This is a genomic window from Pseudomonas sp. FP2300 (genome assembly GCF_030687595.1).
In the GTDB taxonomy this organism is placed as follows: domain Bacteria; phylum Pseudomonadota; class Gammaproteobacteria; order Pseudomonadales; family Pseudomonadaceae; genus Aquipseudomonas; species Aquipseudomonas bijieensis.
The window spans coordinates 2,646,857-2,670,702 of sequence record NZ_CP117440.1 but is presented as its reverse complement, the minus strand read 5'-3'; the positions used below and the strand labels follow the sequence as shown (position 1 = coordinate 2,670,702).

The window sequence follows — 23,846 nt, the reverse complement described above, 5'->3', positions numbered from 1 at the left end:
GCGGAGTCGTACCACCTTAACTGAGAGGCTCGAGGAAAGCGTCTGCCCGTTGTTGCACCGACTCTTTCTGTCTGAACATTTGCTGCCAGGCGAGCTGCGCCTGGACAATGGCGACCGCCTCCAGGACTTTCTGCGTCCAGCGGTCATCCTCCGGATGCACCACGACAACGCGAAACCCATGATCCTTGCCTTCAATCTGCACGCCCTCGGAATCATCGACATGCAAATCGATATCGAACGCCGGCGGATATTTCGAAGGCGCATTCAACATCCCATGCACCGTCAGGGCACGGTTGTGCAGCACGCTGTTGACCACGCCGTCGACGCGGATGCCGTACAGCAATAGCCAACGCCGGATATAGGACGGCGTGCGCCCGGACGACGTGTAGACCCAGATACTGCAGCCCTGGCGGCGCAGCTCTCGGATCAGGGGGCGTGTGCCCATGCGCAAAGGCTCACCCAACCAACGATGAACGCAGGCCGGCAGCCTGCTCTGCTCGACGGCACAATGGTGAAGTTGGCAGGCGAGCGTGTCATCGATATCGAATGAAATTCGTATGCGTTGCCGCTTGAACAACCGCGTCGGCATAACGCGGCGGATGGCCCGCCCTACCCGGCTGCCGAAGGTTTTGCACCTGGCGAACGCTGGATACCCGCTCATCAATGGCCACCTTGATAAATGGGCAAGGACTTGTCCTTGAGAAAAAACTTCATGGGATCGGGCGCCTGTTCTTCTAAAAAAGCTGCGTATTTTTTCTTGATCTTGGGCAATTCGTACAACGCCTTGACGCCGTGTTTGGCGGAGTTGCGTATGACTGAGGACGGATTGAAGTAGCCCTTTGCGTTTTCCAGCGTCAACACGAAAGGAGGCAAACCCGCACGCATGAGCAAATAGCTGACGATGAGCGAGCCACTGCGGTTGTTACCTTCGATGAACAGCTGCGGCTTGCTGAGAATGCGTACATAGACGCCGGCCGCACGCTTCCAGACGGATTCGCTGCGATACGCGCAATACCAGTTGTACAAGTCCTTGATGCCTCCCTCAACATTGTTGAAGAAATGCGCCTCGGTGGCTGCCAGGTGCTGGGCGTATTCCAAACGGCGCGCCGGATCTCGGCCACACAGCACCGTGGCATTGATCTCCAGCATCAGGTTCAGTTGCTGAAGATCGAACAGGTCGACGCCGCGGGCAACATAGTCGTCAACCAATGCATAACCTTCAAGCACATTCTGCAGCACTTCGTCAGTCAAGGGGTCGCGTGGCTCGGTGAAGTACCGGCTCAGCTCTACGAAGCGGCCCTGAACTTCACGCAGTGCGCGTTCAATTGCAGGTAAATCAAGGCGGTGCGTAACAGGCATTGGTGCTCCTTGAAAACGTTTGGCAAATGTCTACCGGATGCCGCCAAATCCGTTTGGCTTCTGCAGGTATGCGGCCTTGACCGGATGTGATGCTTAGCTGAACTTGCCGCTGATGTAGTCTCCCGTCATCTGTTCACGCGGGTTGTCGAAAATCTGCGTGGTCGGGCCCATTTCCACCAGATAGCCGGTTCGCGTGCCCTGGGAAATGTCCACCGAGAAGAAAGCCGTGGTGTCGGCGACGCGGATGGCTTGCTGCATGTTGTGGGTGACCAGCGCGATGGTGTAGTCCTTCTTCAACTCCACCATCAGTTCCTCGACCCTCCGGGTAGCGATCGGGTCGAGCGCCGAACACGGCTCATCCAGCAGCAGGACTTCCGGCTCGGTGGCGATGGCGCGGGCAATGCACAGTCGTTGTTGCTGGCCACCGGAGAGCGACAGGCCGCTGACCTTGAGCTTGTCCTTGACTTCGTCCCACAGCGCGGCGCCTTGCAGCGCATGCTTGACCCGGTCGCCGATGTCGCCTTTGTAGCGATTGAGGCGCAGACCAAACGCGACGTTGTCGAAAATGCTCATCGAAAACGGGTTCGGCTGCTGAAACACCATGCCGATGTAGCGGCGCACGACCACCGGATCAACGCCCTTGCCGTAGACGTCCTGTCCGAGAAAATGCACGTGGCCCTCGAAACGGAACCCCTTCACCAGGTCATTCATCCGGTTGAGGCTACGCAACACGGTGCTCTTGCCACAGCCGGAAGGACCGATGAACCCGGTGATCTTGTTTTTTTCGATCGGCACATGGCTGTCACGTACCGCCATGAAGTTGCCATAGAAAATCTTGTCCAGTTTGCAGTCCATGACTACAGGCGCCTGGGTGACAAACGGAGCGGCTATTTGCGCAGTGGATACGTTCAAGATCAGATGCTCCCGTTCTTAATATTTGGGCTTGCCGAAAATACGGCTGATGATGTTCACGAACAGCACGATCATCACCAGCACCAGTGAGGCCGCCCACGCGAGTTCAAGTTGGTTGTCGAAAGGCATCCCGGAGAAGTTGTAGATCAGCACCGCCAGCGAGGCGGTCGGGTTCATGACCTCGAGATTGCCCTGGTGGTAAATCCAATAGTTGCTGAACAGCGCGGTAAACAGCAGCGGCGCCGTCTCGCCCGCGGCACGTGCCACAGCGAGCATGACCCCGGTCAGGATGGCCGGCATGCCGGTCGGCAAAATGATTTTCCAGATCACCTGCGAGCGGGTGCAGCCCATGCCATAGGCGGCATCCTTCATGATCTTGGGCACCATCCGCATCGACTCTTCCGCCGTCAGCACGACGATTGGCAGCATCAGGACCGCCAGCGCCACGCCACCCGCCGGCGCCGAATACGTACCGGTGGTCATCACCACCAGGGCGTAGGCAAACACCCCGGCCAGGATCGACGGCAGGCCCGTGAGCATCTTGGCGGCAAAACGCGCTGCGTTCCCCAGCTTGCTGTCCGGTCCCAGCTCAGCCAGGAAGATTGCCGCCATGATGCCGACCGGCACCGCGATCGCCGCCGCGATACCGACCATCACGAAGGTCCCTGCCATCGCGTTGCCGAAACCGCCACCCATCTCGAAGCCCGTCGGCGGCAGTTCGGTAAAGACTTCCAGGTTGAGACGCGCGCCGCCGCGGGTAATCAGCATGTAGAGCACGGAGATCAGCGGCACACTGGCCAGTAGCGCACCAGCCCAGACCAGGGTGGTCAAGATCAGGCTTCGCAGGGCACGGCCTTCGAACTTGCGCTGCAGGCTGGGCATCGCGCCTGTTGGAGACGTCAGGTCTGTTGCAGCAGTGAGATCAGTCATCACTTATTACCCCGTTGGGCGTACATCATGATCATCGAACCGAAAATGTTCACGATCAGCGTAATCAACATCAACACCAGGGCGGCATACATCAACACCTCGATCTCGTTCGGCCCGGCTTCGGGGAAGTTCAACGCCAGCAGGGCGGCGAGCGTGTTGGCCGGTGCAAACAGCGAGAGGGAAATGTTGTTGGCATTGCCGACCAGCATGGCCAGCGCCATCGTTTCACCCAGGGCGCGCCCCAGGCCCAGCACCAGAGAGCCGAAGATGCCGGTGGCGGCGGAAGGCACCATCACCTTGAGAATCGCTTCCCAATGAGTAGTCCCCATGCCATAGGCGGCCTGCTTGGTTTTCATCGGCACAGCCGTGAGCGCGTCCTGCGAAACGGCGGCAATGGTCGGCAGAATCATGATGGCGAGCACCAGCGCTGCGGGTAGCAAGCCTGGGCCGCTCAGGGTCGTGCCGAAAAAGGGTACCCAGCCGAGTTCGCTGTTCAACCAGGTTGTCAGCGGCCGAATCGCCGGGATCACCACGTAGATCCCCCACAGGCCATAGACCACGCTGGGGATGGCCGCGAGCAGTTCGACGATGGTACGGAAGATGGCGGCGAGCTTGGGCGGCAGAAAATCCTGGGTCAGGAAAATCGCCATGCTGACGCCGAAAAAACCAGCGATCAGCAATGCGATAAAGGCGCTGTAGAGCGTGCCCCAGATAGCCGGCAGGATGCCGTATTTGCCCTGGTTAACGTCCCAGACGCTGCCCAAAAGCACATCAAAGCCGTGCTTCTCCATGCCGGGAAGTGCCTTGCGTCCCACCTCGAACACCAGCGCAAATACCAACGCCAGAATCAGTACCACGCCGATACGCGCAAGCGCACGAAAGGTGCGATCAACCAGGAAATCCTTCCTCGAAGGTGGTTGGCAGGCAGAGTCCGGATTAACCGGTACGACAAAAGGTTTGTTCATGGGCTGAGTCCGGAACAAGGGGGAAAACTCTCCCGGCGTGGCGCAGACGCACACTCCGAGAGAGACCTCACGGCGTTACTGGATGTTGGCGGACGCTTTGCGAACCTGCTCGACGACCGATTGCGGCAATGGGATATAACCCATCGAATCGGCAATCTTCTGTCCCTCGGCCAGGCTGTATTCGACCATTTCACGCATGGCCTTGGCCTTGGCCGGATTGCCGTTGTCCTTGCGGAAAATCATCCAGGTGTAGGACGTGATCGGGTAGGACTTGGCACCGTCCGGATCAGGCAACCAGGCCACCAGGTTTTCCGGCATCTTCACCGCCGCCAGGGCCTCGGCACCGCTTTCGGCGTTTGGCACGACGTACTGACCGGCCTTGTTCTGCAGTTGAGCGAAGTCAACCTTGGCGAGCTTGGCGAAGCCGTATTCGATGTAACCAATCGCGCCCGGGGTTTGGCGCACAGTGGCCGTGACACCATCGTTCTTCGGCGACTTGATGAACTTGTCGCTAGCCGGCCAGTTGACGGTGTTGCCCTCCCCCAACGCCTGCTTGAACTCCGGATTGATTGTCGCCAGGTGCTTAGTGAATACCGCAGTCGTGCCGCTGGAGTCTGCACGCACAACAACCGTGATCGGCGTATCGGAGAGTTTCAGATCCGGGTTGGCGGCGACGATCTTCGGATCGTTCCAGCGGGTGATTTTGCCCAGAAAAATGTTGGAGTACACATCTCGGGGCAGTTTGAGCCCCTTCGGATTGCCCGGCAGGTTATAAGCCAGCACGATTTCACCTGCGGTCATCGGCAACAACTGCACGCCTTCGGCGACCTTGGCGATATCTTCCTCTTTCATCGCCGAGTCACTGGCGGCGAAATCAACGGTTTTGTTCAGAAAGTCCTGTACACCCGCGCCACTACCCTTGGATTGGTAATCCACAGTGACACCGTCAGATTTCTTGCTGAAATCCTTGAACCAAGTGAGGTAGATCGGTGCAGGGAAACTCGCCCCGGACCCCGTCAGACGGACACTCTCTGCAGCGTAGGACGCCGAGGTGGCACAAAGAGAAACCGCAATGGCGAGCGCAGCAGACTTCATCAAACTTTTCATTAGGGGAACACCTTGTGATTACGGGCTCCCGAACTTTGCAGCAGTTTTGTTACGTTCTCATGAAAGTTGAATGGCAGCAGTACGCTCACTCTCCATATGGCCCGGTAGGGACTTAATGTAATTGGTTCGTAACAAATTACGCCTAACACTTTGCCACCCCATCCTCGTGCGAGCCTCCCTCCTATGTCTCCCAGAGAAGCCACCTTAATCCAGCGCATCCACCGTGAACTGCTTGATCACAGTGACGAAGAGCTGGAATTGGAATTATCCGAAGACGGTCATGACCTGAACGCGCTGTTCGATGAGCACGTAGAGGAAGGTACCGAGAAGGATGCTCGCAGGACCTATTTCAGCGAACTGTTCCGCCTGCAAGGCGAACTGGTAAAGCTGCAAAGCTGGGTGGTCAAGACGGGCCACAAAGTCGTGATCCTGTTCGAAGGGCGTGATGCAGCCGGAAAAGGCGGTGTGATCAAACGTATCACCCAACGCCTGAATCCCAGGGTCTGCCGGGTCGCCGCCCTACCCGCCCCCAACGACCGGGAACGTACTCAGTGGTACTTCCAGCGCTATGTCTCGCACCTGCCGGCGGCGGGCGAAATCGTGCTGTTTGACCGTAGTTGGTACAACCGTGCCGGGGTGGAACAAGTGATGGGGTTTTGCAACGAAGATCAGTACGAGGAGTTCTTCCGTACTGTACCGGAGTTCGAACGTATGCTCGCCCGCTCCGGCATCCAGTTGATCAAATACTGGTTCTCCATTTCCGACCAGGAACAGCATCTGCGCTTTCTCAGTCGCATCCATGATCCGCTCAAGCAATGGAAACTCAGCCCCATGGATCTGGAGTCCCGTCGGCGCTGGGAAGCCTATACCAAGGCCAAGGAAATCATGCTTGAACGCACCCACATCGCCGAAGCGCCGTGGTGGGTGGTACAAGCTGATGACAAAAAGAAAGCCAGGCTCAACTGCATCCATCACCTTCTCGGGCAGATGCCCTACGAAGAGGTGGAAATGCCGGTAATCGAACTGCCGCAACGCGTCAGGCAGGAGGATTATTCCCGCAGCCCCACGCCGCCGGAACTCATCGTGCCTCAGGTCTATTAAGGTCAGCCAAATGGGGGCACGCCGTTAAGGGCTTACGTGCGACTCACAAAACCCAAAGGCGCGATGAGGGGCCCGAAGAGCTGCCGATCTGCTGGACCGGCCTGGACGAGCAGAACCCAACCGGGCGGAATCAGTTATTTAAATTAACCATTGCTCCATGAATCAAATCGACATCTGCTCGCTAGGAGAAAAGTCACCGAGCAACTCAATGAAGGACTGACGCAACCAACGATTAGCCGGGTCATGATGAAAGCGCGTATGCCAATACAGGTGTATGTCATATCCGCAGATAGCCCAAGGCAGCGGGACCAGGCGCACATTGGTAATTTCGGAGAACCGCCGGCCGACTGCCAGTGGGACGGTGGCGATCATGTCGGACTCGGCCACCAGGAACGGCACACCCATGAACCGTGGCAGGCTGAACCGCACCCGTCGTGTTACGCCGTGGGAGGCCAGCTCCTTATCCAGCACACCCATGCCGCGCCCCTCGGCCTGGACGGCGACATGCACGGCGGCCTGGTATTGCTCGGCGCTTATGGTGTCGCCGATGGTGGGATGATCGCTGCGCACTATGCACACGAAAGAGTGGCTGTACAGCGCCCGATGCCGGATCGAGGTGTTGAGCAGACGAGGGAAATAGCCAATGGCCGCGTCGACCTCGCCAGCGTCCAAGCCCTCTTCCAATTGCTCGGAGGACAACGCCTGAGTGCGAATTCTCAGCTTCGGCGCCGTTTTGTCGAGCATGCGCATCAGCCGTGGCAGGAACACCATTTCACCGATATCCGACATGCACAACACTAACTGGCGATCCGAGTGTTCGGCGACGAATCCCGTGGACGGCAGTACCTCGCTGCTGACCATCTCCAGAATGCGTTGCACCGGCTCGGCGATCTGCAAGGCTCTCGCGGTGGGCTGCATACCATGGGAGGTACGGATGAACAAAGGATCGTCGAATAGCGTCCGTAACTTGCCCAAGGCGAAACTCATGGCAGGTTGACTGAGCCCCATGAGATCCCCGGCCAGGGTCACGCTTTGCTTTTTGCGCAACGCATCGAAGACTTTCAACAGGTTGAGGTCGACGTCCTTGATATCCATATTTTGGATTTTATCTATAAGTGAAATAAGGTTTTCGGATTCTAGGCCGACGCCTAGACTCGGCACAAGATGGTTAACGCGATTAACCGGATTGGCATTCTTATAACAATAACGGAGCACCCCATGCCCAAGAAGCTGCGCAGCAATTTCCCTTACGGGTCCTATTTGTGGGCTGTGCGCGCCGCCCAGTGGCGCGCCTTGGGGATCGATGAGAGCGAGCTGGAGAAACCCAAGATCGCTATCGTGAACTCGTCGTCCAACCTGGCGATCTGCTTCAGCCATCTGGATGGCATCGCCAATGCCCTCAAGCAATCGATACGCGATGCCGGCGCCCTGCCCTTCGAAATTCGTACTGCCGCTCCCAGTGACTTCATTACCGGCGCTGGTGCCGGGGGTGCCTATATGCTCGCCGCCCGCGACCTCATCACCAATGATATCGAAGTCGCGGTCGAAGGGGCTCAACTCGACGGCATGATCTGCCTGGCCTCCTGCGACAAGACCGTACCCGGTCAACTGATGGCCGCCGCCCGCCTGAATATTCCGACGCTGGTGGTGGTCTGTGGCTACCAGCCGAGTGGCGAATACAACGGTAAGCATGTCGATATCGAAGACGTGTTCATCAGTTCCATGCACGTGGTCACAGGCAAGCTACCGGTCGAGGAATTGGCCGGCATGGCCCGCAATGCCATCAAGGGCCCTGGGGTCTGCTCGGGGATGGGCACCGCCAACTCGATGCACCTGGTGTGTGAAGCCCTTGGCATGGCTTTGCCCGGCAGCGCGCCCATCGCGGCCAACAGCCGGCAGATGTTCGACTTCGTGCACCAAGCCGGACAACGCATTGTGGAAATGGTCGAAGAAGACCTAAAACCTCGCGATATCCTCACCCCAGAGGCCTTCGCCAACGCAGTGGCGACCATTCTCGCCGCGGGCGGCTCCGTCAATACCATCAAGCATATGCAGGCGGTGGCAGCCGAAGGCGGAGTCGACGTGGACATCTACCAGCTCTTCAGGGACCTGGGCAAACAGGTGCCTGTGCTGGTCGGCGTACGGCCGGTGGGTGAACATAGCATCGAGCAAATGGAAGCCGCGGGCGGTGGGCGTGGGCTGCTCAAGCGCCTGGAGCCCTTGCTGCATGGCGATGCATTGACGGTCACCGGCAAAACCCTGAGGCAGAACCTGCACGGGGTGATCGTCAGCGACGATGCAGTGATCCGCCCGCTGGACAACCCCTTCGCCACCCAACCAGCCATCGTGATGCTGCGCGGCAATATCGCGCCCCAGGCAGGCATCGTCAAATACGGCATCGACCCGCAGAAGATGCGCCGCTTCGAGGGGCCTGCGATCTGTTTCGAACGCTCCGCCGATGCCATCGAAGCCTTGCAGGATGGGCGCATCCAGCCCGGCCATGTGGTGGTCATGCGCGGCGCCGGAGTGCGCGGCGGCCCGGCCATGGGCGGCGGCGCCTCGAAAGTGGTATTCGCCATTGACGGCGCCGGGTTGGGCGACCACGTGGCCATGCTGACTGACGGTCATCTTTCAGGGTTGGTGTGCAAGGGCCTGGTCGTGGCTGAAGTCGCTCCTGAAGCGGCCGTCGGCGGACCGTTGGCGCTGGTCGAGGACGGCGACATCGTCACCATCGACCTGGACCTCAACACCCTCGATGCCAATATCAGCGAAACCGACATGCAAGCACGGCGTGCCCGTTGGCGGCCTTTGGCGCCACAGTTCGGCGGCGGCTGGCTGGACATCTACCGCAATAACGTGTCCTCCATGGAGCACGGCGCGGTCCTGATCAAACCGCTGGACATCAGCCGTTCGGGAGAACAGCCGCAATGAGATTGCGCGACGACGAGAAAGCCATGCTCGCCGGCGACCAAGGTCCGGCGGTGCAAAAAGCCATGGATTTGCTGGTGCGTTATGGCGAGGCCCTGGACGCAGAATGTCTGGTGGACACGCGCAATGTGGCCGGAACCATCGGTGCCACCACCCCGTTCCTGCGTCAGTACGCCGAGCGCGAGGGTGGCATGGACGCGGTGTTCAGCGAGTTCAATCTCGACAGCACCGAGGTAGTCAAAATCCCCAAGGTCAAGGTCTTCAGCAGTCACCTGCAACAGGGCATCGACCCTCGGCATGCCGAACGCCAAGGCATCTCGCAGGATGTGGTGCGCATTTATGAAACCGGCCAGGCCTATAGCAGCGGCCTGGGTGTGCAACCGTTGAATACCTGCACGCCCTATCAAGTCGGCAACGTACCAGTGAAAGGCGAGCACTGCGCGTGGATGGAATCCTCCGCCGTGATCTACATCAACTCAGTACTCGGCGCCCGCACCAATGCCGAGGGCCGCGAAAGCACCGGCGCAGCGATGCTGACCGGCAAGATTCCCTATTGGGGCCTGCACCTGGACGAGAACCGTCGCGGTACCCACCTGATCCAGTTGGATATAGACGTGAGCACCACGGCCGACTGGGGACTGCTCGGCTACTGGGTCGGTGAACAGGTGCAGGATTGCATCCCGGTCATCGAAGGCGTGAGCCATCAGCCCAACCTGGCGCGTCTCAAGCACTTTGGCGCGGCGGCGGCTTCCAGCGGTGGCGTGGAAATGTACCACCTGGTCGGGGTCACACCTGAGGCCCGCACTCGCGAGCAAGCGTTCGGCGCCTCCCGGCCTTCAGCCACGTTGCGCTTTGGTGAAGCCGAACGGCGCTGGGCCTACGAGCAAGTCAACGTCACGGCGCGCGATGCACAAGTCGATTTCGTCATGCTCGGCTGCCCGCATTACAGCCTCGAACAAATCTGGGAAGTCTGCCAACTGCTGGAAGGCCAGCGCCTGAGTGCGAACACCGAGCTCTGGATATTTACCGCCGCGTCGATCAAGCAACTGGCAGACGTGGCCGGTTACACCCACATCATTGAGCAGGCAGGTGGGCATGTGATGACCGATACCTGCTCGGCAATCGGCAAGGTGCTGCCCAAGGGCACGCGCGTGGCGGCCGTGGACTCGGCCAAGCAGGCCCATTACCTGCCGGCGATCATGGGCATCCAGGCGTGGTTCGGCACCACCGCAGAATGCGTCCAGGCGGCCATCGATGGCCGTTGGAAAGGAGTACTGAAATGAGCGCAACCTTTACGCTCCGAGGCCGCAAGGTTGTCGGCGGCTGCTTCGAAGGCGAAGCCTTGGTGACCCATGACCGCATCTCCGGTTGGGGTGGCATCGACCCACGCAGCGGCACCGTCATCGAGACGCGCCACGAGCTCAAGGGCATCAGTTTCGCCGGCAAGGTCCTCGTGTTTCCCGGCGCCAAGGGGTCTTCCGGCTGGTCCTCGCAGTTCCATGTCGCCCGTCTCGCTGGCGTCGCGCCTGGCGCCATGTTGTTCAATGAAATGACGGCGAAAATGGGCCTTGGTGCCGTTGTCGTCCATGCGCCAGCCATGACCGACTTCAACGAAGACCCGCTGAACCGGATTCGCACCGGGGATTGGGTCCGCGTCGATGCCGACGCCGGGACCGTCGAAGTGATCCCACGTCAATCGCGTACCGATCTATCCATCCAGCCACAGCCGCCCGGCCTGGAACGAACGCGAAACCCGTCGTAACCCGAATATGACTGCCGAAGCACCTGCTCCCGTGACCCTCGGTCAACGGGCTCGGGCTCGGCTACCCTGTTGACACCTCAAAGGTAGTTTTATGGCTCATGTTATTCGCACGGTACGCCGTACCAGCGCCCCCACCGCCCAACGCTTGCAGGCCGACGTATGCATCGCCGGGGCCGGTATCTCCGGTATTTCAGCCGCCCTCGAGGCCGCCGCGCTCGGCAAGCGCGTGGTGCTGTTCGACGCCCTGCCGATGCTCGGCGGCCAAGCGGTCGGCTCGATCATCGGCACCTTCTGCGGACTGTTCTCCAATGGTCCGAACCGCCAACTGCTGACCCATGGCATTGCCGACGGTATCCTTCGCGACCTGGGTGCCTCGGGAGACTTGCACCAGGCCATCGGGCCATTGACCACAGTGGTTTACTACGACGAAGTCGCCCTCGGTCGCTGGATTGGCCAAAAGGTGCTCGACGCAGGCATCACCGTAGTGCTCGGTGCGGTGTTACGTGATGTAGTGCGCGAAGGCACGCGGGTCCAGGAAGTGGAGTTGGCCACACGCTATGGCGACGTGCGCGTGGCGGCCAACGGTTTCATCGATGCCAGTGGTGATGCGGCACTGGTGTGGAACGCGGGACTCGCCTGTCGCGAGCCGGATACGCCAATCTATGGCACCCAAATGTTCGTCCTTGAACATATCAACGAAGCCCACTTGCCCACCCGTGCGCAATTCACCGAACGGGTCAAGCAAAAGGCCAAGAGCTACGGGATCGAACGCGATGACGGCTTGTTCTTCCAATTTCCTGGACGCGGCACGGCGGCCTTCAACATGACACACATCGAAACGCCCCTGGACCCCGTCGCCGCCTCTCACGTCGCCATCGCCGGGCGCCAGCAGGTGGACCAAGTGATCCACTTCCTCCAATCGGAGTACCCCGAGGCTTATGGCAAGGCCAAAGTGCGGGCGTATGCGTTGCCAGGCATTCGCCAGACTCGCTGGATCGTCGGACATCACCATCTGACAACTGACGAAGTGCGGGCTGCGACGATGTTCCCGGATGCGGTAGCACGTACCTCCTGGCCAGTGGAATTACACGGCAATACCAGCGGTTACCAGTGGGAGCCCTTTGGTGACGATCACATCCACAGCGTGCCGCTGCGCAGCATGCTTCCCCAAGGCAGCGATAACCTGGTCGTCGCCGGCCGCTGCATAGACGCCGATGCAGCCGCGCTGTCGAGCGTCCGCGTGATGGGGCCGTGTATCGCGATGGGGGCCGCCGCCGCTCATGCGCTGGATCTCGCAGGCCCCGACGGCAGGTTGAGTGACATACCCGCCCAGGCATTGCGTGAGCGGCTGGCGTTCAATCTGGAATAGTTTCAAGCGGTTCGACGCGCCCGCCGTGCAGAGCGGGCGCCACTCCAACAACAATAAAAAATGCAGTGGAGAACGCACATGTCACAGCCCCGTACCCTGGATGTCGCGGCACTTATAGAAGGCCGCAAGTTGTCACGCTTCAACTACGTGGTGATTCTGGTCTCGGTATTGATCACCTTCCTCGACGGCTTCGATTTGCTGGTGCTCTCGCACACCGCCTCCTACATCGCCGATGAGGTCGGCCTGGACAAGATCCAACTGGGTGAAATCTTCTCCATCGGCCTGTTGGGCATGATGCTGGGCGGTTTTTTCTTCGGTTATCTGGGTGATCGCATCGGACGGCGTCCCACGATTCTGTTCTCCACGTGCTCGTTCGGCCTGTTGACGCTGCTGTTTGTCATGGCCGACAGCTACGAATCGCTGATGGTCCTGCGTTTTTTCAATGGCTTCGCCCTGGGCGCCATGCTGCCATTGTGCTGGGCCCTGAACATCGAGTTCGTCCCCAAGCGTTATCGCTCCACGGTGGTCACTGTCATCATGGTCGGGTTCAGCCTCGGCAGTGCGATGGCCGGCCCGCTGACGGTATGGCTGGCGCCGCATATCGGCTGGCAGGGCGTGTTCGTGTTCGGCGGCGTGGTCACGCTGTTCGCCTGGGTGCTGTTGTGGTTCACCCTGCCCGAATCGGTTCGTTTCCTGGCCAGCAAGCGTAAGGCACCGGAGAAAATCGCGGCGATTCTCAAACGCATGGATCCGCAGCTGGATGTGCGGCCCACTGACCAGTTCGTCCTGTTGGACGAGCCGGATATCGGTCGCCAGGCATTTCGAGTCAGCCAGTTGTTCATCGGTCGCTTGAAATGGATCACACCCATGATCTGGCTAGGCTACTCCGCCAGTTCCATGGCCATGTACTTCCTCGCCTCCTGGAGCCCTCTGGTCTATCAATACGCAGGATTCGATCGCGCGACAGCGTCGTGGGTCAGCTCCATAGCCTCGTTCAGCGGCGCGATGGCGGGCCTGGCGATGATGCGCTTCGTCGATACCCGTGGACCGTACATGGTGATGATCTATCCGCTGCTGGCCTTGCCCTTCCTGCTGGTACTGGGCATCACCGGCATGCAGGGCACCGCGTTCCTGATGCTGAGCCTGGTCGGCGGCGTGTTCGTCAAAGGCTCCCACTATGGAATCCTCAGCATTGCCGGGATCTTCTACCCCAGTGCCATTCGCGCCAATGGCGCCGGCTGGGCCACCTCCATCGCCAAAATCGGCTCGATCCTAGGTCCATTGCTGGGCGCTTATGTACTTAACAGCGGCCTGCCGGTGGTCAAGAGTTTCCTGGTCCTGGCGATCTGCCCTGCCGTGCTGGCAGCCTGCGCGTTTGTCATCGGTCACCTGACTCGCCGCCACCCGGCAGCAGCCCCGTTGCCCGCCTCATCACAAACCTGAACGTCCCCGGCTGATTCACAACGCCTGAAGCAGGCAGCCCTTACCGCGTCGTCATCGGCGCGGTCAGGCAACGCTCGTCCTGAATAAACCTACTTATCCTGAGACCAATAAAAATGAACAGGAATCTCGCCCTCGCCACAGCCCTGATGCTCTGCGGCCAAGTCACCTACGCCCATGCGGATTTCATCAAAGACAGCAGCGCGACGCTGACGACGCGCAACTTTTATCTGAATCGCGACTTCCGCCAGAGCGGTGCCCCTCAGGCCAAGGCCGAAGAATGGACTCAGGGCTTCATCGCCGAACTTCAGTCTGGATACACCGACGGCACCGTTGGCTTCGGGCTCGATGCCCTGGGTGAACTGGGGATCAAGCTCGACTCCGGCCCGGGCCGTCGCGGCACCGGTCTGCTGCCCTATGGCCCTGATAGCAACCAACCCGTGGACGATTACAGCGAACTGGGCCTGACGGCAAAAATGCGCGCGTCAAAGACCCAGCTCAAAGTGGGGACCCTGATGCCGATTCATCCGCTGGCGTATTACAGCGATACCCGACTGCTGCCCTCGACCTTCACTGGCGCCTACCTGACGTCCGGTGAACTCGACAACCTGACTGTCACCGCAGCGAGACTGACCAAAGCCAACGGCCGCGACTCAGCCGGTAACGACGACATCGGCTATTCCGGCCAAAGCAGCGATCACCTGGACCTGCTCGGCGGCGATTACACCATTGGCAAACAGCTGACCCTGCGCTACCACCACGGCGAGCTGCAGGACATCTACCGTCAGCAGTTCGCTGGCCTGATACATGTACTGCCCCTGGGCGAGGGCGTAAGCCTGCGCTCCGACCTGCGCTATGTCGACAGCAATGACATTGGCGTCGGGAAAGCCGGGAAGATCGACAACCGCAACTTCAACGGCATGTTCACCTTGACCGTCGGGGCCCAGCGCTTCTCCGCAGCGTTCCAGCGCCTGTCGGGCGAAAGTGCGTTTCCTGTCATCGATACCGGCACCCCCTATGTGGTGAACCTGGTCACCTACAACTCTTTCATCAAGGCCAACGAGAAATCCTGGCAGTTGCGTTACGAATATGACTTCGCCGCACTCGGCATACCCGGCCTGACGTTCATGACCCGTTACGTGAAAGGCGACGATATCCGCACGCGCGCCGTCACTGACGGCAGTGAATGGGAACGTGACACCGACCTGACTTACGTCTTCCAGAGCGGTGCCCTGGAAGGCCTGAACGTGCGTTGGCGCAACCTCACCTTCCGCTCCGGAGATGGCCTGACCCAGCAGCTCGACGAGAATCGCCTGATCGTGGCTTACACCTGGAAACTGTGGTGAATCCCGTCCTCGGCAATCTGCTCCTTTGCGTCTTATTGTGTGGAGAGCACTCATGACTTCGTCACGCGCAATTGATATCGCCGCCCTGATCGAGGGGCGCAAACTGTCGAGTTTCAACTATCTGATTATCTGTGTGTCAGTGCTGATCACGTTCCTCGATGGCTTTGATTTGTTGATGCTGTCCCATACCGCCGCCTATATGGCCGACGAAATCGGCCTGGACAAACTGCAACTGGGCAACATTTTTTCCATCGGGTTGTTCGGCATGATGCTGGGGGGATTCTTTTTCGGTTATCTCGGCGACCGGATCGGCCGCCGCCCAACCATCATTCTGTCCACCAGTGCCTTTGGTGTCCTGACGCTGCTGTTCACCTTTGCCGACAGCTACGCCTCGCTGCTGGTGCTGCGTTTTCTCAACGGTTTTGCCCTGGGCGCCATGCTGCCGTTGTGTTGGGCACTGAATATCGAATTCGTGCCCAAGCGCTACCGTGCCAGCGTGATCACCATCATCATGGTCGGCTTCAGCCTGGGGGGCGCAGCAGCCGGTCCACTGACCGTATGGCTCGCACCTCAGTACGGCTGGGCCAGTGTGTTCGTGCTGGGCGGCATCGCCACGCTGCTGTCCAGCGCCCTGTTGTTTTTCACCCTGCCGGAATCAGTGCGGTTTCTGGTGAGCAAGCAGAAGCAACCGAAAACCGTGGTGCGAATCCTCAGGCGTCTGGATCCCGACATCGATTTGCGTGCTGGGGACCGCTATTTTCTGGCCGATGAAATCGACATCGGCCGCCAACCATTTCGGGTCGGACAGCTGTTCATCGGCAAACTGAAATGGATCACGCCCATGATCTGGATCGGCTTTGGTGCAAGCTCCATGGCCATGTACTTCCTCGCCTCATGGAGCCCTCTGGTGTATCAGTATGCGGGCTTCGACCGGGCTACCGCGTCCTGGGTGAGTTCCTTCGCGTCCTTCAGCGGCGCCATGGCCGGGCTTGTGTTGATGCGAGTGGTCGACACCCGGGGGCCTTATGCGGTGATGATTTATCCCCTGCTTTCATTACCCTTCCTGCTGGTGCTGGGCATTGGCGACCCGCAGGGCAACGTCTTCATTGTACTGAGCATGGTCGGCGCCATTTTCGTCAAGGGCAGTCACTACGGCATCACCAGCATCGCCGGGATTTTCTACCCCAGTGCCATTCGCGGCAACGGCGCTGGCTGGGCGGCCTCCATGGGCAAGTTCGGGTCGATCTGCGGGCCGCTACTGGGTGCCTATGTGCTCAACAGCGGGATGCCCGTGGTGAAGAGCTTTGCGGTATTGGCCTTGTGCCCGGCGGTGCTTGGAGTATGTGCCTTTACCGTAACGCGCATCGATAAGCACGCGACCCGCGCCGGGACGCTCAATGCTGATGAGGATGTCTGCGAGTTTTCGGGCACAAAAAAACCACTCATCTGAGTGGCTTTTTTGTGAATCCTGGAGAGGGAGACGAGACGGGCGATCCGGGCTTCCAACTTTTGGTCATGGACACCTCAAGGCTGCTACACGATATCGCCATCATCCTGAGCAGGCGGACGCGCGGGCGCTGAGGACGATGCTTGACCCTGCGTAACCGCGAGCGGCTGCATGGGCATGCTCTGACCATGAGCGGTTTGGCTTTGAGAGGTGGCCGCGGCGCGTTGCCTCAGGGCTCCAATGCTTTTGTCCCAGGCCGATTGGGAGGTGCTGCCAATGGCACCGGCAACACTAATGACTCCATCCCCTGCCGCTTGAGCTGCACTTTTTGTGTGATGGGTCGCTGAAACAGCTGTCTCTTTGACAAATCTGGCACCGGTGAGCGATGTCTTGAGTGCAAGCTCACCGCCCTTGACCGCCACCCTGCCAGCGGCATCTGCGCCCCCTTCGACTGCTTTTGGTACATGGGCATCGACAGCAGCGATGGCTTTTTTCGGCACTGACCCACCTAGCGAGGCGCCAGCTGCCCATAGCCCGAAAGCCAGGGTACCCAATACGTTTTTTACACCCTCCGAGGCGGCGGTAGCTGCCATTTTTCCCAGCTCCTTAGACTTGGCCAAGTTAGCTGTGGCGGTTGTAGCCGCGCCCATTGCAGAAAAACCGCCAATCAGGAGGCCATTTCCTACAACACTGACCGGGTCCAGTATCTCTTTCAAGGCGTCGCCGCTGATGACCGCATTCAGAGCCGTAGCCGCGCCTTCACCAAGCCGCGCGGAAACCATCTTAACCAGGGCAGTGGCATCGAGATCCTTCAAAGTCTCGAAGTCATCCAGCCATTCGATATCTTGATCAATAGGCTTATGAGGCTGCCCTTGCGGTACAGCATCCCGACGACCATAGAGCATTGCAGGGTCAGCTAAATGGTTAGTGCGATCGCGGCTTACATTGTAATGCTCAATTGCTATACCCACGATGATAGCCGTGACCGGTCGTAAAGCGGGTTGCAGGATTGCATCCAGGTTCTCTTTGCCAGCAGCCGTCATGGCAAGCGTTGATGCGTACATTGCCGTATTACGCACGGCAAACCCGGTGAGCCACTTATTGGCTTCGTCGAAGGCATTACGCAATGGCCCCTTGTCCAACGCCAGCAGCTTTTCCGCCACTGATGCTTGAAGCGCCGGGTGCAGCGTATCGCTCTCGGGTTTGAGGTAATAACCAGGCTTAAAGCCTGCAATCATCTTGTTACCGGCAGCATCCGCCATACCGGCATACAAGCATGACATGGCGTTCTCTATCGCCGCTTCGCGCACTGTATTGCCATGCTTGCCCGCGACCTGAAGGATGGACGGCTCGAAATTACCGGCCTCGGTAAGCGCCGCAAAGGGCGTCCCGCCCATTCCTGACTTTATCGACGCAAACAGTCTGTCGGCTCTGGCTGCGTTTTTTTCCGCCTTCTCCATGTCATGGACGTTATAGCCCCCCGCCTCTAACCGTTGAGCACGGTCATCGCGAATGGCGTTCAGCTCCGCGTTGCGGGCGCTTGAAGCAGAGGCAGCGGGTTGATCGGAGCCAGCCTCTGTTTCAAGGTGAGCCTCGAAATGGTTTTGAAGCCGCACGCTCATCGCTAACCCGATAGCGCCGAGGTCAGGCGAGTGAGAGGCCTGTTGCGTTGCTTCCTGCTGTATCTCATCAGGTACACGAGTCAGCTCGCGGCTTGCACGTACATTAGGCGTATCCATGGCGTTATCACTCTTAGTGATCGGCAGATAGAAGAATGCAAATGACCCCGCTATGAGCGGCGACATCCTTGCACCTGAGTGGCCGTGCCGGAAAAAGCGTTCCAAAGGATTTGATAAAATGAACACTAAGCGGCTACTGGATAACACGCGCACTCGCCGTGCGTACCAAAATGACCTGCAAGACTTTTGAAATCTGTCGGCCCCCTGACTTGGCTGCCCCAAACGAGGAACAGGATCTTGCGGTCTTCCAATCTGGACCTCAGCCGTTTTATCCACTGATACAGACCGTCAACCCATCATGCCTTAGATCAGCGCCCCGCCTGACACTCATCCCAAACACCACGCATCAGTTCCTTCAGCATCAGCGCCTCGCCCCAGCGATCCGTTATATCGCGCCCATCACTCCCCGTGATCGCATAGGGTGGCGGGCCAAGCTCGCAGGTGAAGGACAGGCTCGCGGGTGTGTTCGGTCGCGCCAGCCAATCCTTGATTCCGTAACGCCACCAGCCCAGAAACCGGTCCAACCAAGGGCGATGCTGGGCGAAGGTCAAGGGCACCTGGACCTGTTCACTATTAGCGACCCGCCCGTGAAAACCCCAACTGTGTCGCAAGATGGTGTGAATCTGTTCGTCGTCTTCGGCAGTGGCCGACTCAGGCAGTTCGCGGCCCACAACGTAATGGGACAAGTCAGCCAACAATTTGAGGTCGGGCATCTGCGCGAGCAAGTCGAGGGTGAACAACAGGTCACTGGTGAGACGATAGCGGTGGGTTTCCAGCAGGATCGGAAAGTCCACCTGCTCGGCCAGACGCTGCCAGCCCTCGATCAGAGTGATCGCCTGAGCCAGCGTGCGCGGCCGGACGTCGGCTTGCAGCGTGAGGTGGTGGCAGCCGTAGCGGGAGGCAACCTCAAGCGCTTGCGCCAAGTCACTCACGGTGCGGGGAAACAGTTGACCTTCGATTTGCAGGCCTTGCGCCTTGGCAGCGGCATGCAGACGTTCGGCCTGTGGCGCAATCCAGAAGTGGTCGGTGATCCCATCGAAGCCAGCGGCGGCAATCTTCTCCACCTGCGCCTCAAGGGAAAGATCACATTGACCACGGTGATCTTGCATGGCCCACAGGGACTGAAATACCAGGAATTCACGCATGTCAGGGCCTTAGCAGATGTTTGAGCGACACATCGGCGTCGGCCAATGCGTCCACAGAGAGTGGGGTCAAGTTGGCAATCAGCCGTTCACACAACTTGATGTCCTTGGCAACGCTGTTGCCCTGCCCCCAACCGCAGGCGCCTTGCAAACGTTGCTCGGTGTCCAGGTAGAACAGCAGCAGACCACCGTCCGCCAGGGTGCGAATGGCCGAAGGTGGCGTCGGTGAGATCACGCCCACCGTCTGCAAGCCCCAGTCGTACTGATCAGACCAGAAGCCGGGAACTCCCTCGAACGGCAACTCGCCGCCCAACAGATTCAATGCCGCGTGACGGCCCTGGGTCTCGGCATTGCGCCAGGTTTCCTGGCGTTGGAATAACGCGTCGGCGTGCAGGCGAAACTCGCACACATCGCCGGCGGCAAAGATGTCTGGCGCGCTGGTGCGCAACTGGGCATCGACTCGAATTCCCTGGTCCACCTCAAGCCCCGCCGCCGCGGCCAATTCGATGTTGGGTTGCATGCCGATACCGACCACCACCCAGTCACAGGGCAGCACCTGGCCGTCCACCAATTGCACCGCCTCAGCGCGTTCAATGCCTTGTACAAATTCGAGCGCTACGTTCAGCCGCACGTCCACGCCCTGTTGCCGATGCAACTCCAACAAGGCCTGGGATATGGCTTCAGGCAAGACTCGCCCGGCCAGTCGTGGCCCGGCCTCCAGCAACGTCACCTGACAGCCCAGGGTTCGAGCCGTTGCCGCGACTTCGAGGCCGATAAAGCCACCGCCGACAATCACCAGGCGCGTGCCGGGCCTCAATGCGCTGCGCAGGGCCAGGGCTTCGTCATGGGTGCGCAGGTAAAGCACGTTGGCCAGAGATTCAGGCACCTGGGACAAGCGACGCGCTCTCCCTCCGGTCGCCAGCAGTAATCGGCTGTAGAACAGCCAACGTCCGTCGCTCAATTGCAGGCGGTGGTGCTGCGGATCCAGACTTTTTACCGGGTTGCCCGCCAGGTGTTCGATGTTCAGTTCAGTGAGCCGGCTCTCCCCCCACAGGCTGCAATCGTCCAGGTCCATCGTGCCCTGCAGCAAGCCCTTGGACAGCGGAGGACGCTCGTACGGCCGATGGAGTTCATCGCCGATCAGGATCAACCGACCGGTATAACCCTGCTCGCGCAAGGTCAGTGCCGCGCGGCCACCGGCATGGCCGGCGCCGACGATAATCAGTGGAGCATTCATGGCGTGCACTCCTGGCGGTCAAGCCGAAATGGCGAGCAGAACCCGTCCCGCGTCGACCCGTACCGGATAGGTCTTGAGATTGACGCACACTGGCGCCCCCAAGGCTTTGCCGTTGCGATAGTCAAAGCGCCCGTTGTGCTTGGGGCACTCGATGACGTGGTCCATCACCAGGCCGTCAGCCAGGTGGATCGACTCGTGAGTACACAGGCCAGCAGTGGCGAAAAACTCGTTGTCAGCAGAGCGGTAGATGGCATAGGTATGCGGACCGTGGTCGAAACGAATGACGTCTTCTTCATTGATTTCGCCCACGGCGCATACATCGATCCATTGATCGTTCATGGCGTTTTCTCTTGTTCGGGATACAGCCGGAAGGTGTCAGCCCAGCGTGGCTTCAGCCTGTGGATGAGCGTCGGTGGCAGGCCTTGAGCTACCGACGGGGCGTCGCACGAAATACGTCGGGTCCTTACGCTGCTTCAAGAGGGTCGGAATGATTTCCCTGAAGGCCTCGCCTATGTTGGCGTAAGGCGGCGGGCAATCGTGGCGGATCTCTTCATGGAGTTGCGCCAGGGCGTGGTACGGCACCATCGGGTACATGTGGTGCTCAAGGTGATAATTCATGTTCATGTACAGAAAGCGCAGTACCCGGTTCATATAGATGGTGCGGCAGTTGCTGCGGTGGTCCAGCACGTCTTCCGCCAGGCCCACATGTTGGGTGAGGCCAAACAGGTAGGACAACCAGCCGCCATACAGGATGGGCAGGCCGATATACATCAGCGGCAACCAGCTGTGCAGGTAAAGCGCCGCGCCAAAGACAACGGCGTAAATCACGAGCCAGATACGGGCCGCCAGGAACACCTTGGACCATTCGGACTCAGGAATGAACGTCTGTTCCTGGGCATCCATTTTGCCAACCGCGTGCCGGCACACGCCTCCCATCGTCTTCAGCAGCAACGGGATCTGGAACAGGCTCAGCAGCATCATGAACAAGCTCGGTGGACGCGGTTCGACGATTTCCGGATCGCGGCCGACGACGATGGTGTCGGTATGGTGCCGGGCATGGCTCCAGCGCCACACATGGGGCTCGAACATGCACATGAAGCTCGCCACCTGGTAGAGCGCATCATTCATCCAGCGGGTCTTGAAGGCGGTGCCGTGACCGGCTTCATGCCAGCGCGGGTTGGAGGCGGTGGCGTACAAAACCCCATACGCAAGGAAAAACGGCACACAAGCCCAAGTGCCCCAGAACCAGTAGCCGCCGAATCCGGTGATCACCAGGGTCAGCAGCCAGATGGCGGTGTCGAGCAAGGCCGGGCCGTCGCGGCGTTGCATCAGTTGCTTCATGCGTTGACGGGAAATGGGCGACTGGTACCAACTGGCCGATACAAGACCTTTTTCGGCCGCGCGGGCAGCTTCAGGGCCGGTCAGGCGATAGTCCCGGGGAGAGGCTAAGTTGTCTTGAGGCATTGTTATTGTTCTCCGCAAGCGTGAGATGTCAGGTGCTTTGCGTAAAAAAATATAGAGAGCGTGGAAGGTACCCTCAAGGTCTTGAATACATTCCCTATCAAGCTATCATCCAGTTCCTGCAGGGCTTGATAGTTTTCTATCAAGACGCTTTGAAGGCTCATCATGAATAACAATAAACGCCCCACCATCGCCACGGTCGCCGAACACGCAGGTTTAAGTGTCGCCACCGTCGACCGCGTGCTCAACGCTCGCGCCCCGGTTAATCCAGCCACTGCCGAACAGGTGCTTCAGGCCGCCGAAGCCGTGGGCTATTTTGCTGCGCGGCTGATCGGCCAGCGCATTCTCGAACGCCGCCCCACGTACCGTTTCGGCATCCTGCTGCTGGGCACCGCCCAGGCGTTCTACGCCAACCTGGCCCAAGCCATCACCGAGGCCGCGCAGCGCCAGGCCGGGGCCAACCTGACCTGCCAATTCGAATACGTTTTTGATCGCACCCCCAGCGCCATCATTGCCCAGATCGAACAGTTGGCGGTGCAGTGCGACGGCCTGGCGGTGGTCAGCTTCGCCCACCCGCAGATCAACGCCGCCCTTGCCCAGATTCGCGAGGCCGGCGTGCCCGTGGTGGCACTGCTGTCGGGCATTCATGAGGCGGCGGCCGAGCCCTATGTCGGCCAGGACAATCAGGTAGTCGGGCGCACGATGGGCTGGCTGCTGGCCCGCACCTGTGGCGCGCGCAAAGGCAGCATCGGCATTCTGCTCGGAGGTCATCGCTTTCTTGGCCACCAGGCGCGGGTCGAAGGCTTGCACAGTTACTTGGCCGAACACGCACCTGGGCTGCGCCCGCTGGAGCCGCTGATCAATCTGGACAACTGCGACATCACCGAAGAAGCAACCCTCGACCTGCTGGCTCGGCATGACGATTTGCGCGGGCTATGCGTGGTAGGTGGCGGTGGCGACGGGATCATCAACGCGTTGGCGCAACTGCCCAAGCGCCCGACGTTGTGCTGCATTTTGCAGGAGTCCACCGAGCTGTCACGCCAAGCCCTGGCCCAGGGCTTGGTCGACGTGGTGATCGACTCTCAGCCGCGCCAGACTGCAACGGCGCTAGTGGATCTACTGGTGGAATTGCAGACTGCGGAGCAGTTCGATCCTGTGCGTCACCGGGTGCATGTTCCGCTGCAGATTGTGACATCGGAGAATTCCCAAAGCTGATGGGCTGGCGGCACAACCTTAATGGTTGCAGGCACGCTCATTGTGCTCAGGCAGGTCCAGCAACGTGTTGATACAGGAAAACCACCCCCGATGATCACGACCTCAGCCTCGATATCGCCTTCAAGGTCCCGATAGTGCAGGTCGTATTTACGGGTTTGGTTGGCATACGTGCACCTCTTCAGCATGTTATGCCCGAACACAAAATTTCCCAGATCAATACCAAGCACCACCCCGGCGCACTACGCACGAATCGATGCACAATCTGCATAAGCTGCGGAAATTGGTTCAATCATCCACGAACCAATCCTCTTTAATCCCCTGAACCAACTCGACGAACCCTTGCTTATCGGCCCCCGCCGCCGCTGCTCCTGAGTAATAGCTAAGTA

General features: G+C 59.5%; 21 protein-coding genes. 9 read left to right on the top strand and 12 right to left on the bottom strand.

Annotated features, from left to right (window positions below):
* Window positions 1-16: 16 nt before the first annotated feature.
* The 6 genes from PSH86_RS11975 to pstS all read right to left on the bottom strand — a co-directional run bounded on the left by PSH86_RS11975 (window position 17) and on the right by pstS (window position 5,273).
* Window positions 17-661, bottom strand: coding sequence for a hypothetical protein (locus tag PSH86_RS11975; protein WP_370873777.1), 645 nt, complete (start codon window positions 659-661; stop codon window positions 17-19).
* The gene (locus tag PSH86_RS11970; RefSeq protein ID WP_109755275.1) at window positions 661-1,359 is read right to left on the bottom strand and encodes a hypothetical protein; all 699 of its coding nucleotides are present in this window, start codon (window positions 1,357-1,359) and stop codon (window positions 661-663) included. The genes PSH86_RS11975 and PSH86_RS11970 overlap by 1 nt, the downstream gene beginning before the upstream one ends.
* 93 nt (window positions 1,360-1,452) lie before the next feature.
* Window positions 1,453-2,214: a phosphate ABC transporter ATP-binding protein PstB gene (gene pstB, locus PSH86_RS11965; protein ID WP_025214260.1), complete on the bottom strand. Its 762-nt coding sequence runs from the start codon at window positions 2,212-2,214 to the stop codon at window positions 1,453-1,455.
* Between the two features lie 75 nt (window positions 2,215-2,289).
* Window positions 2,290-3,201, bottom strand: coding sequence for a phosphate ABC transporter permease PstA (gene pstA, locus PSH86_RS11960; RefSeq protein WP_116832030.1), 912 nt, complete (start codon window positions 3,199-3,201; stop codon window positions 2,290-2,292).
* Window positions 3,201-4,166: a phosphate ABC transporter permease subunit PstC gene (gene pstC / locus PSH86_RS11955; RefSeq protein WP_109755277.1), complete on the bottom strand. Its 966-nt coding sequence runs from the start codon at window positions 4,164-4,166 to the stop codon at window positions 3,201-3,203. The genes pstA and pstC overlap by 1 nt, the downstream gene beginning before the upstream one ends.
* 75 nt (window positions 4,167-4,241) lie before the next feature.
* The gene (pstS, locus tag PSH86_RS11950; RefSeq protein WP_109755278.1) at window positions 4,242-5,273 is read right to left on the bottom strand and encodes a phosphate ABC transporter substrate-binding protein PstS; all 1,032 of its coding nucleotides are present in this window, start codon (window positions 5,271-5,273) and stop codon (window positions 4,242-4,244) included.
* Window positions 5,274-5,456: 183 nt separating this feature from the next.
* Here pstS and ppk2 point away from each other — a divergent pair, with 183 nt between their 5' ends.
* A complete protein-coding gene (ppk2, locus tag PSH86_RS11945) occupies window positions 5,457-6,374 on the top strand; it encodes a polyphosphate kinase 2 (RefSeq protein WP_163854264.1) in 918 nt (305 codons plus the stop codon).
* A gap of 162 nt (window positions 6,375-6,536) precedes the next feature.
* On the opposite strand, the gene PSH86_RS11940 is transcribed toward ppk2, so the two are convergent.
* Window positions 6,537-7,469, bottom strand: a complete 933-nt coding sequence (locus PSH86_RS11940) for a LysR family transcriptional regulator (RefSeq protein WP_109755280.1) — start codon at window positions 7,467-7,469, stop codon at window positions 6,537-6,539.
* Between the two features lie 123 nt (window positions 7,470-7,592).
* Here PSH86_RS11940 and PSH86_RS11935 point away from each other — a divergent pair, with 123 nt between their 5' ends.
* The 7 genes from PSH86_RS11935 (at window position 7,593) to PSH86_RS11905 (ending at window position 16,669) form a co-directional block, all read left to right on the top strand.
* On the top strand, window positions 7,593-9,305 hold the full coding sequence (locus tag PSH86_RS11935) for a dihydroxy-acid dehydratase (RefSeq protein WP_305489947.1): 1,713 nt from the start codon (window positions 7,593-7,595) through the stop codon (window positions 9,303-9,305).
* Window positions 9,302-10,585, top strand: a complete 1,284-nt coding sequence (locus PSH86_RS11930; RefSeq protein WP_305489946.1) for an aconitase X catalytic domain-containing protein — start codon at window positions 9,302-9,304, stop codon at window positions 10,583-10,585. The genes PSH86_RS11935 and PSH86_RS11930 overlap by 4 nt, the downstream gene beginning before the upstream one ends.
* On the top strand, window positions 10,582-11,064 hold the full coding sequence (locus tag PSH86_RS11925; protein WP_305489944.1) for an aconitase X swivel domain-containing protein: 483 nt from the start codon (window positions 10,582-10,584) through the stop codon (window positions 11,062-11,064). Before PSH86_RS11930 ends, PSH86_RS11925 begins: the two co-directional genes overlap by 4 nt.
* A gap of 91 nt (window positions 11,065-11,155) precedes the next feature.
* On the top strand, window positions 11,156-12,433 hold the full coding sequence (locus PSH86_RS11920; RefSeq protein WP_163854270.1) for an FAD-dependent oxidoreductase: 1,278 nt from the start codon (window positions 11,156-11,158) through the stop codon (window positions 12,431-12,433).
* A 78-nt stretch (window positions 12,434-12,511) separates the two neighbouring features.
* On the top strand, window positions 12,512-13,876 hold the full coding sequence (locus PSH86_RS11915) for an MFS transporter (RefSeq protein WP_109755284.1): 1,365 nt from the start codon (window positions 12,512-12,514) through the stop codon (window positions 13,874-13,876).
* A gap of 113 nt (window positions 13,877-13,989) precedes the next feature.
* On the top strand, window positions 13,990-15,219 hold the full coding sequence (locus PSH86_RS11910) for an OprD family porin (RefSeq protein WP_116832024.1): 1,230 nt from the start codon (window positions 13,990-13,992) through the stop codon (window positions 15,217-15,219).
* A gap of 52 nt (window positions 15,220-15,271) precedes the next feature.
* Window positions 15,272-16,669 carry an MFS transporter gene (locus PSH86_RS11905; protein ID WP_305489941.1) on the top strand — a complete coding sequence of 466 codons (1,398 nt, stop codon included), beginning with the start codon at window positions 15,272-15,274 and terminating at the stop codon, window positions 16,667-16,669.
* An 83-nt stretch (window positions 16,670-16,752) separates the two neighbouring features.
* Here PSH86_RS11905 and PSH86_RS11900 read toward each other — a convergent pair whose 3' ends face one another.
* The 5 genes from PSH86_RS11900 to PSH86_RS11880 form a co-directional block, all read right to left on the bottom strand.
* The gene (locus tag PSH86_RS11900; protein ID WP_305489939.1) at window positions 16,753-18,552 is read right to left on the bottom strand and encodes a RopAA-2; all 1,800 of its coding nucleotides are present in this window, start codon (window positions 18,550-18,552) and stop codon (window positions 16,753-16,755) included.
* Between the two features lie 161 nt (window positions 18,553-18,713).
* Complete coding sequence (locus PSH86_RS11895) at window positions 18,714-19,550, bottom strand: sugar phosphate isomerase/epimerase (protein WP_053178882.1); 837 nt, start codon at window positions 19,548-19,550, stop codon at window positions 18,714-18,716.
* Window position 19,551: 1 nt separating this feature from the next.
* On the bottom strand, window positions 19,552-20,793 hold the full coding sequence (locus tag PSH86_RS11890) for an NAD(P)/FAD-dependent oxidoreductase (protein WP_305489935.1): 1,242 nt from the start codon (window positions 20,791-20,793) through the stop codon (window positions 19,552-19,554).
* 9 nt (window positions 20,794-20,802) lie between these two features.
* Window positions 20,803-21,123, bottom strand: a complete 321-nt coding sequence (locus PSH86_RS11885) for a MocE family 2Fe-2S type ferredoxin (protein ID WP_109755288.1) — start codon at window positions 21,121-21,123, stop codon at window positions 20,803-20,805.
* A gap of 36 nt (window positions 21,124-21,159) precedes the next feature.
* Window positions 21,160-22,248, bottom strand: a complete 1,089-nt coding sequence (locus PSH86_RS11880; protein WP_116832020.1) for a fatty acid desaturase family protein — start codon at window positions 22,246-22,248, stop codon at window positions 21,160-21,162.
* A 162-nt stretch (window positions 22,249-22,410) separates the two neighbouring features.
* On the opposite strand from PSH86_RS11880, the gene PSH86_RS11875 reads away from it, so the two are divergent.
* Entirely contained in the window at window positions 22,411-23,460 is a 1,050-nt protein-coding gene (locus PSH86_RS11875; protein WP_176688166.1) for a LacI family DNA-binding transcriptional regulator, read from the top strand.
* Window positions 23,461-23,846 lie beyond the last annotated feature (386 nt).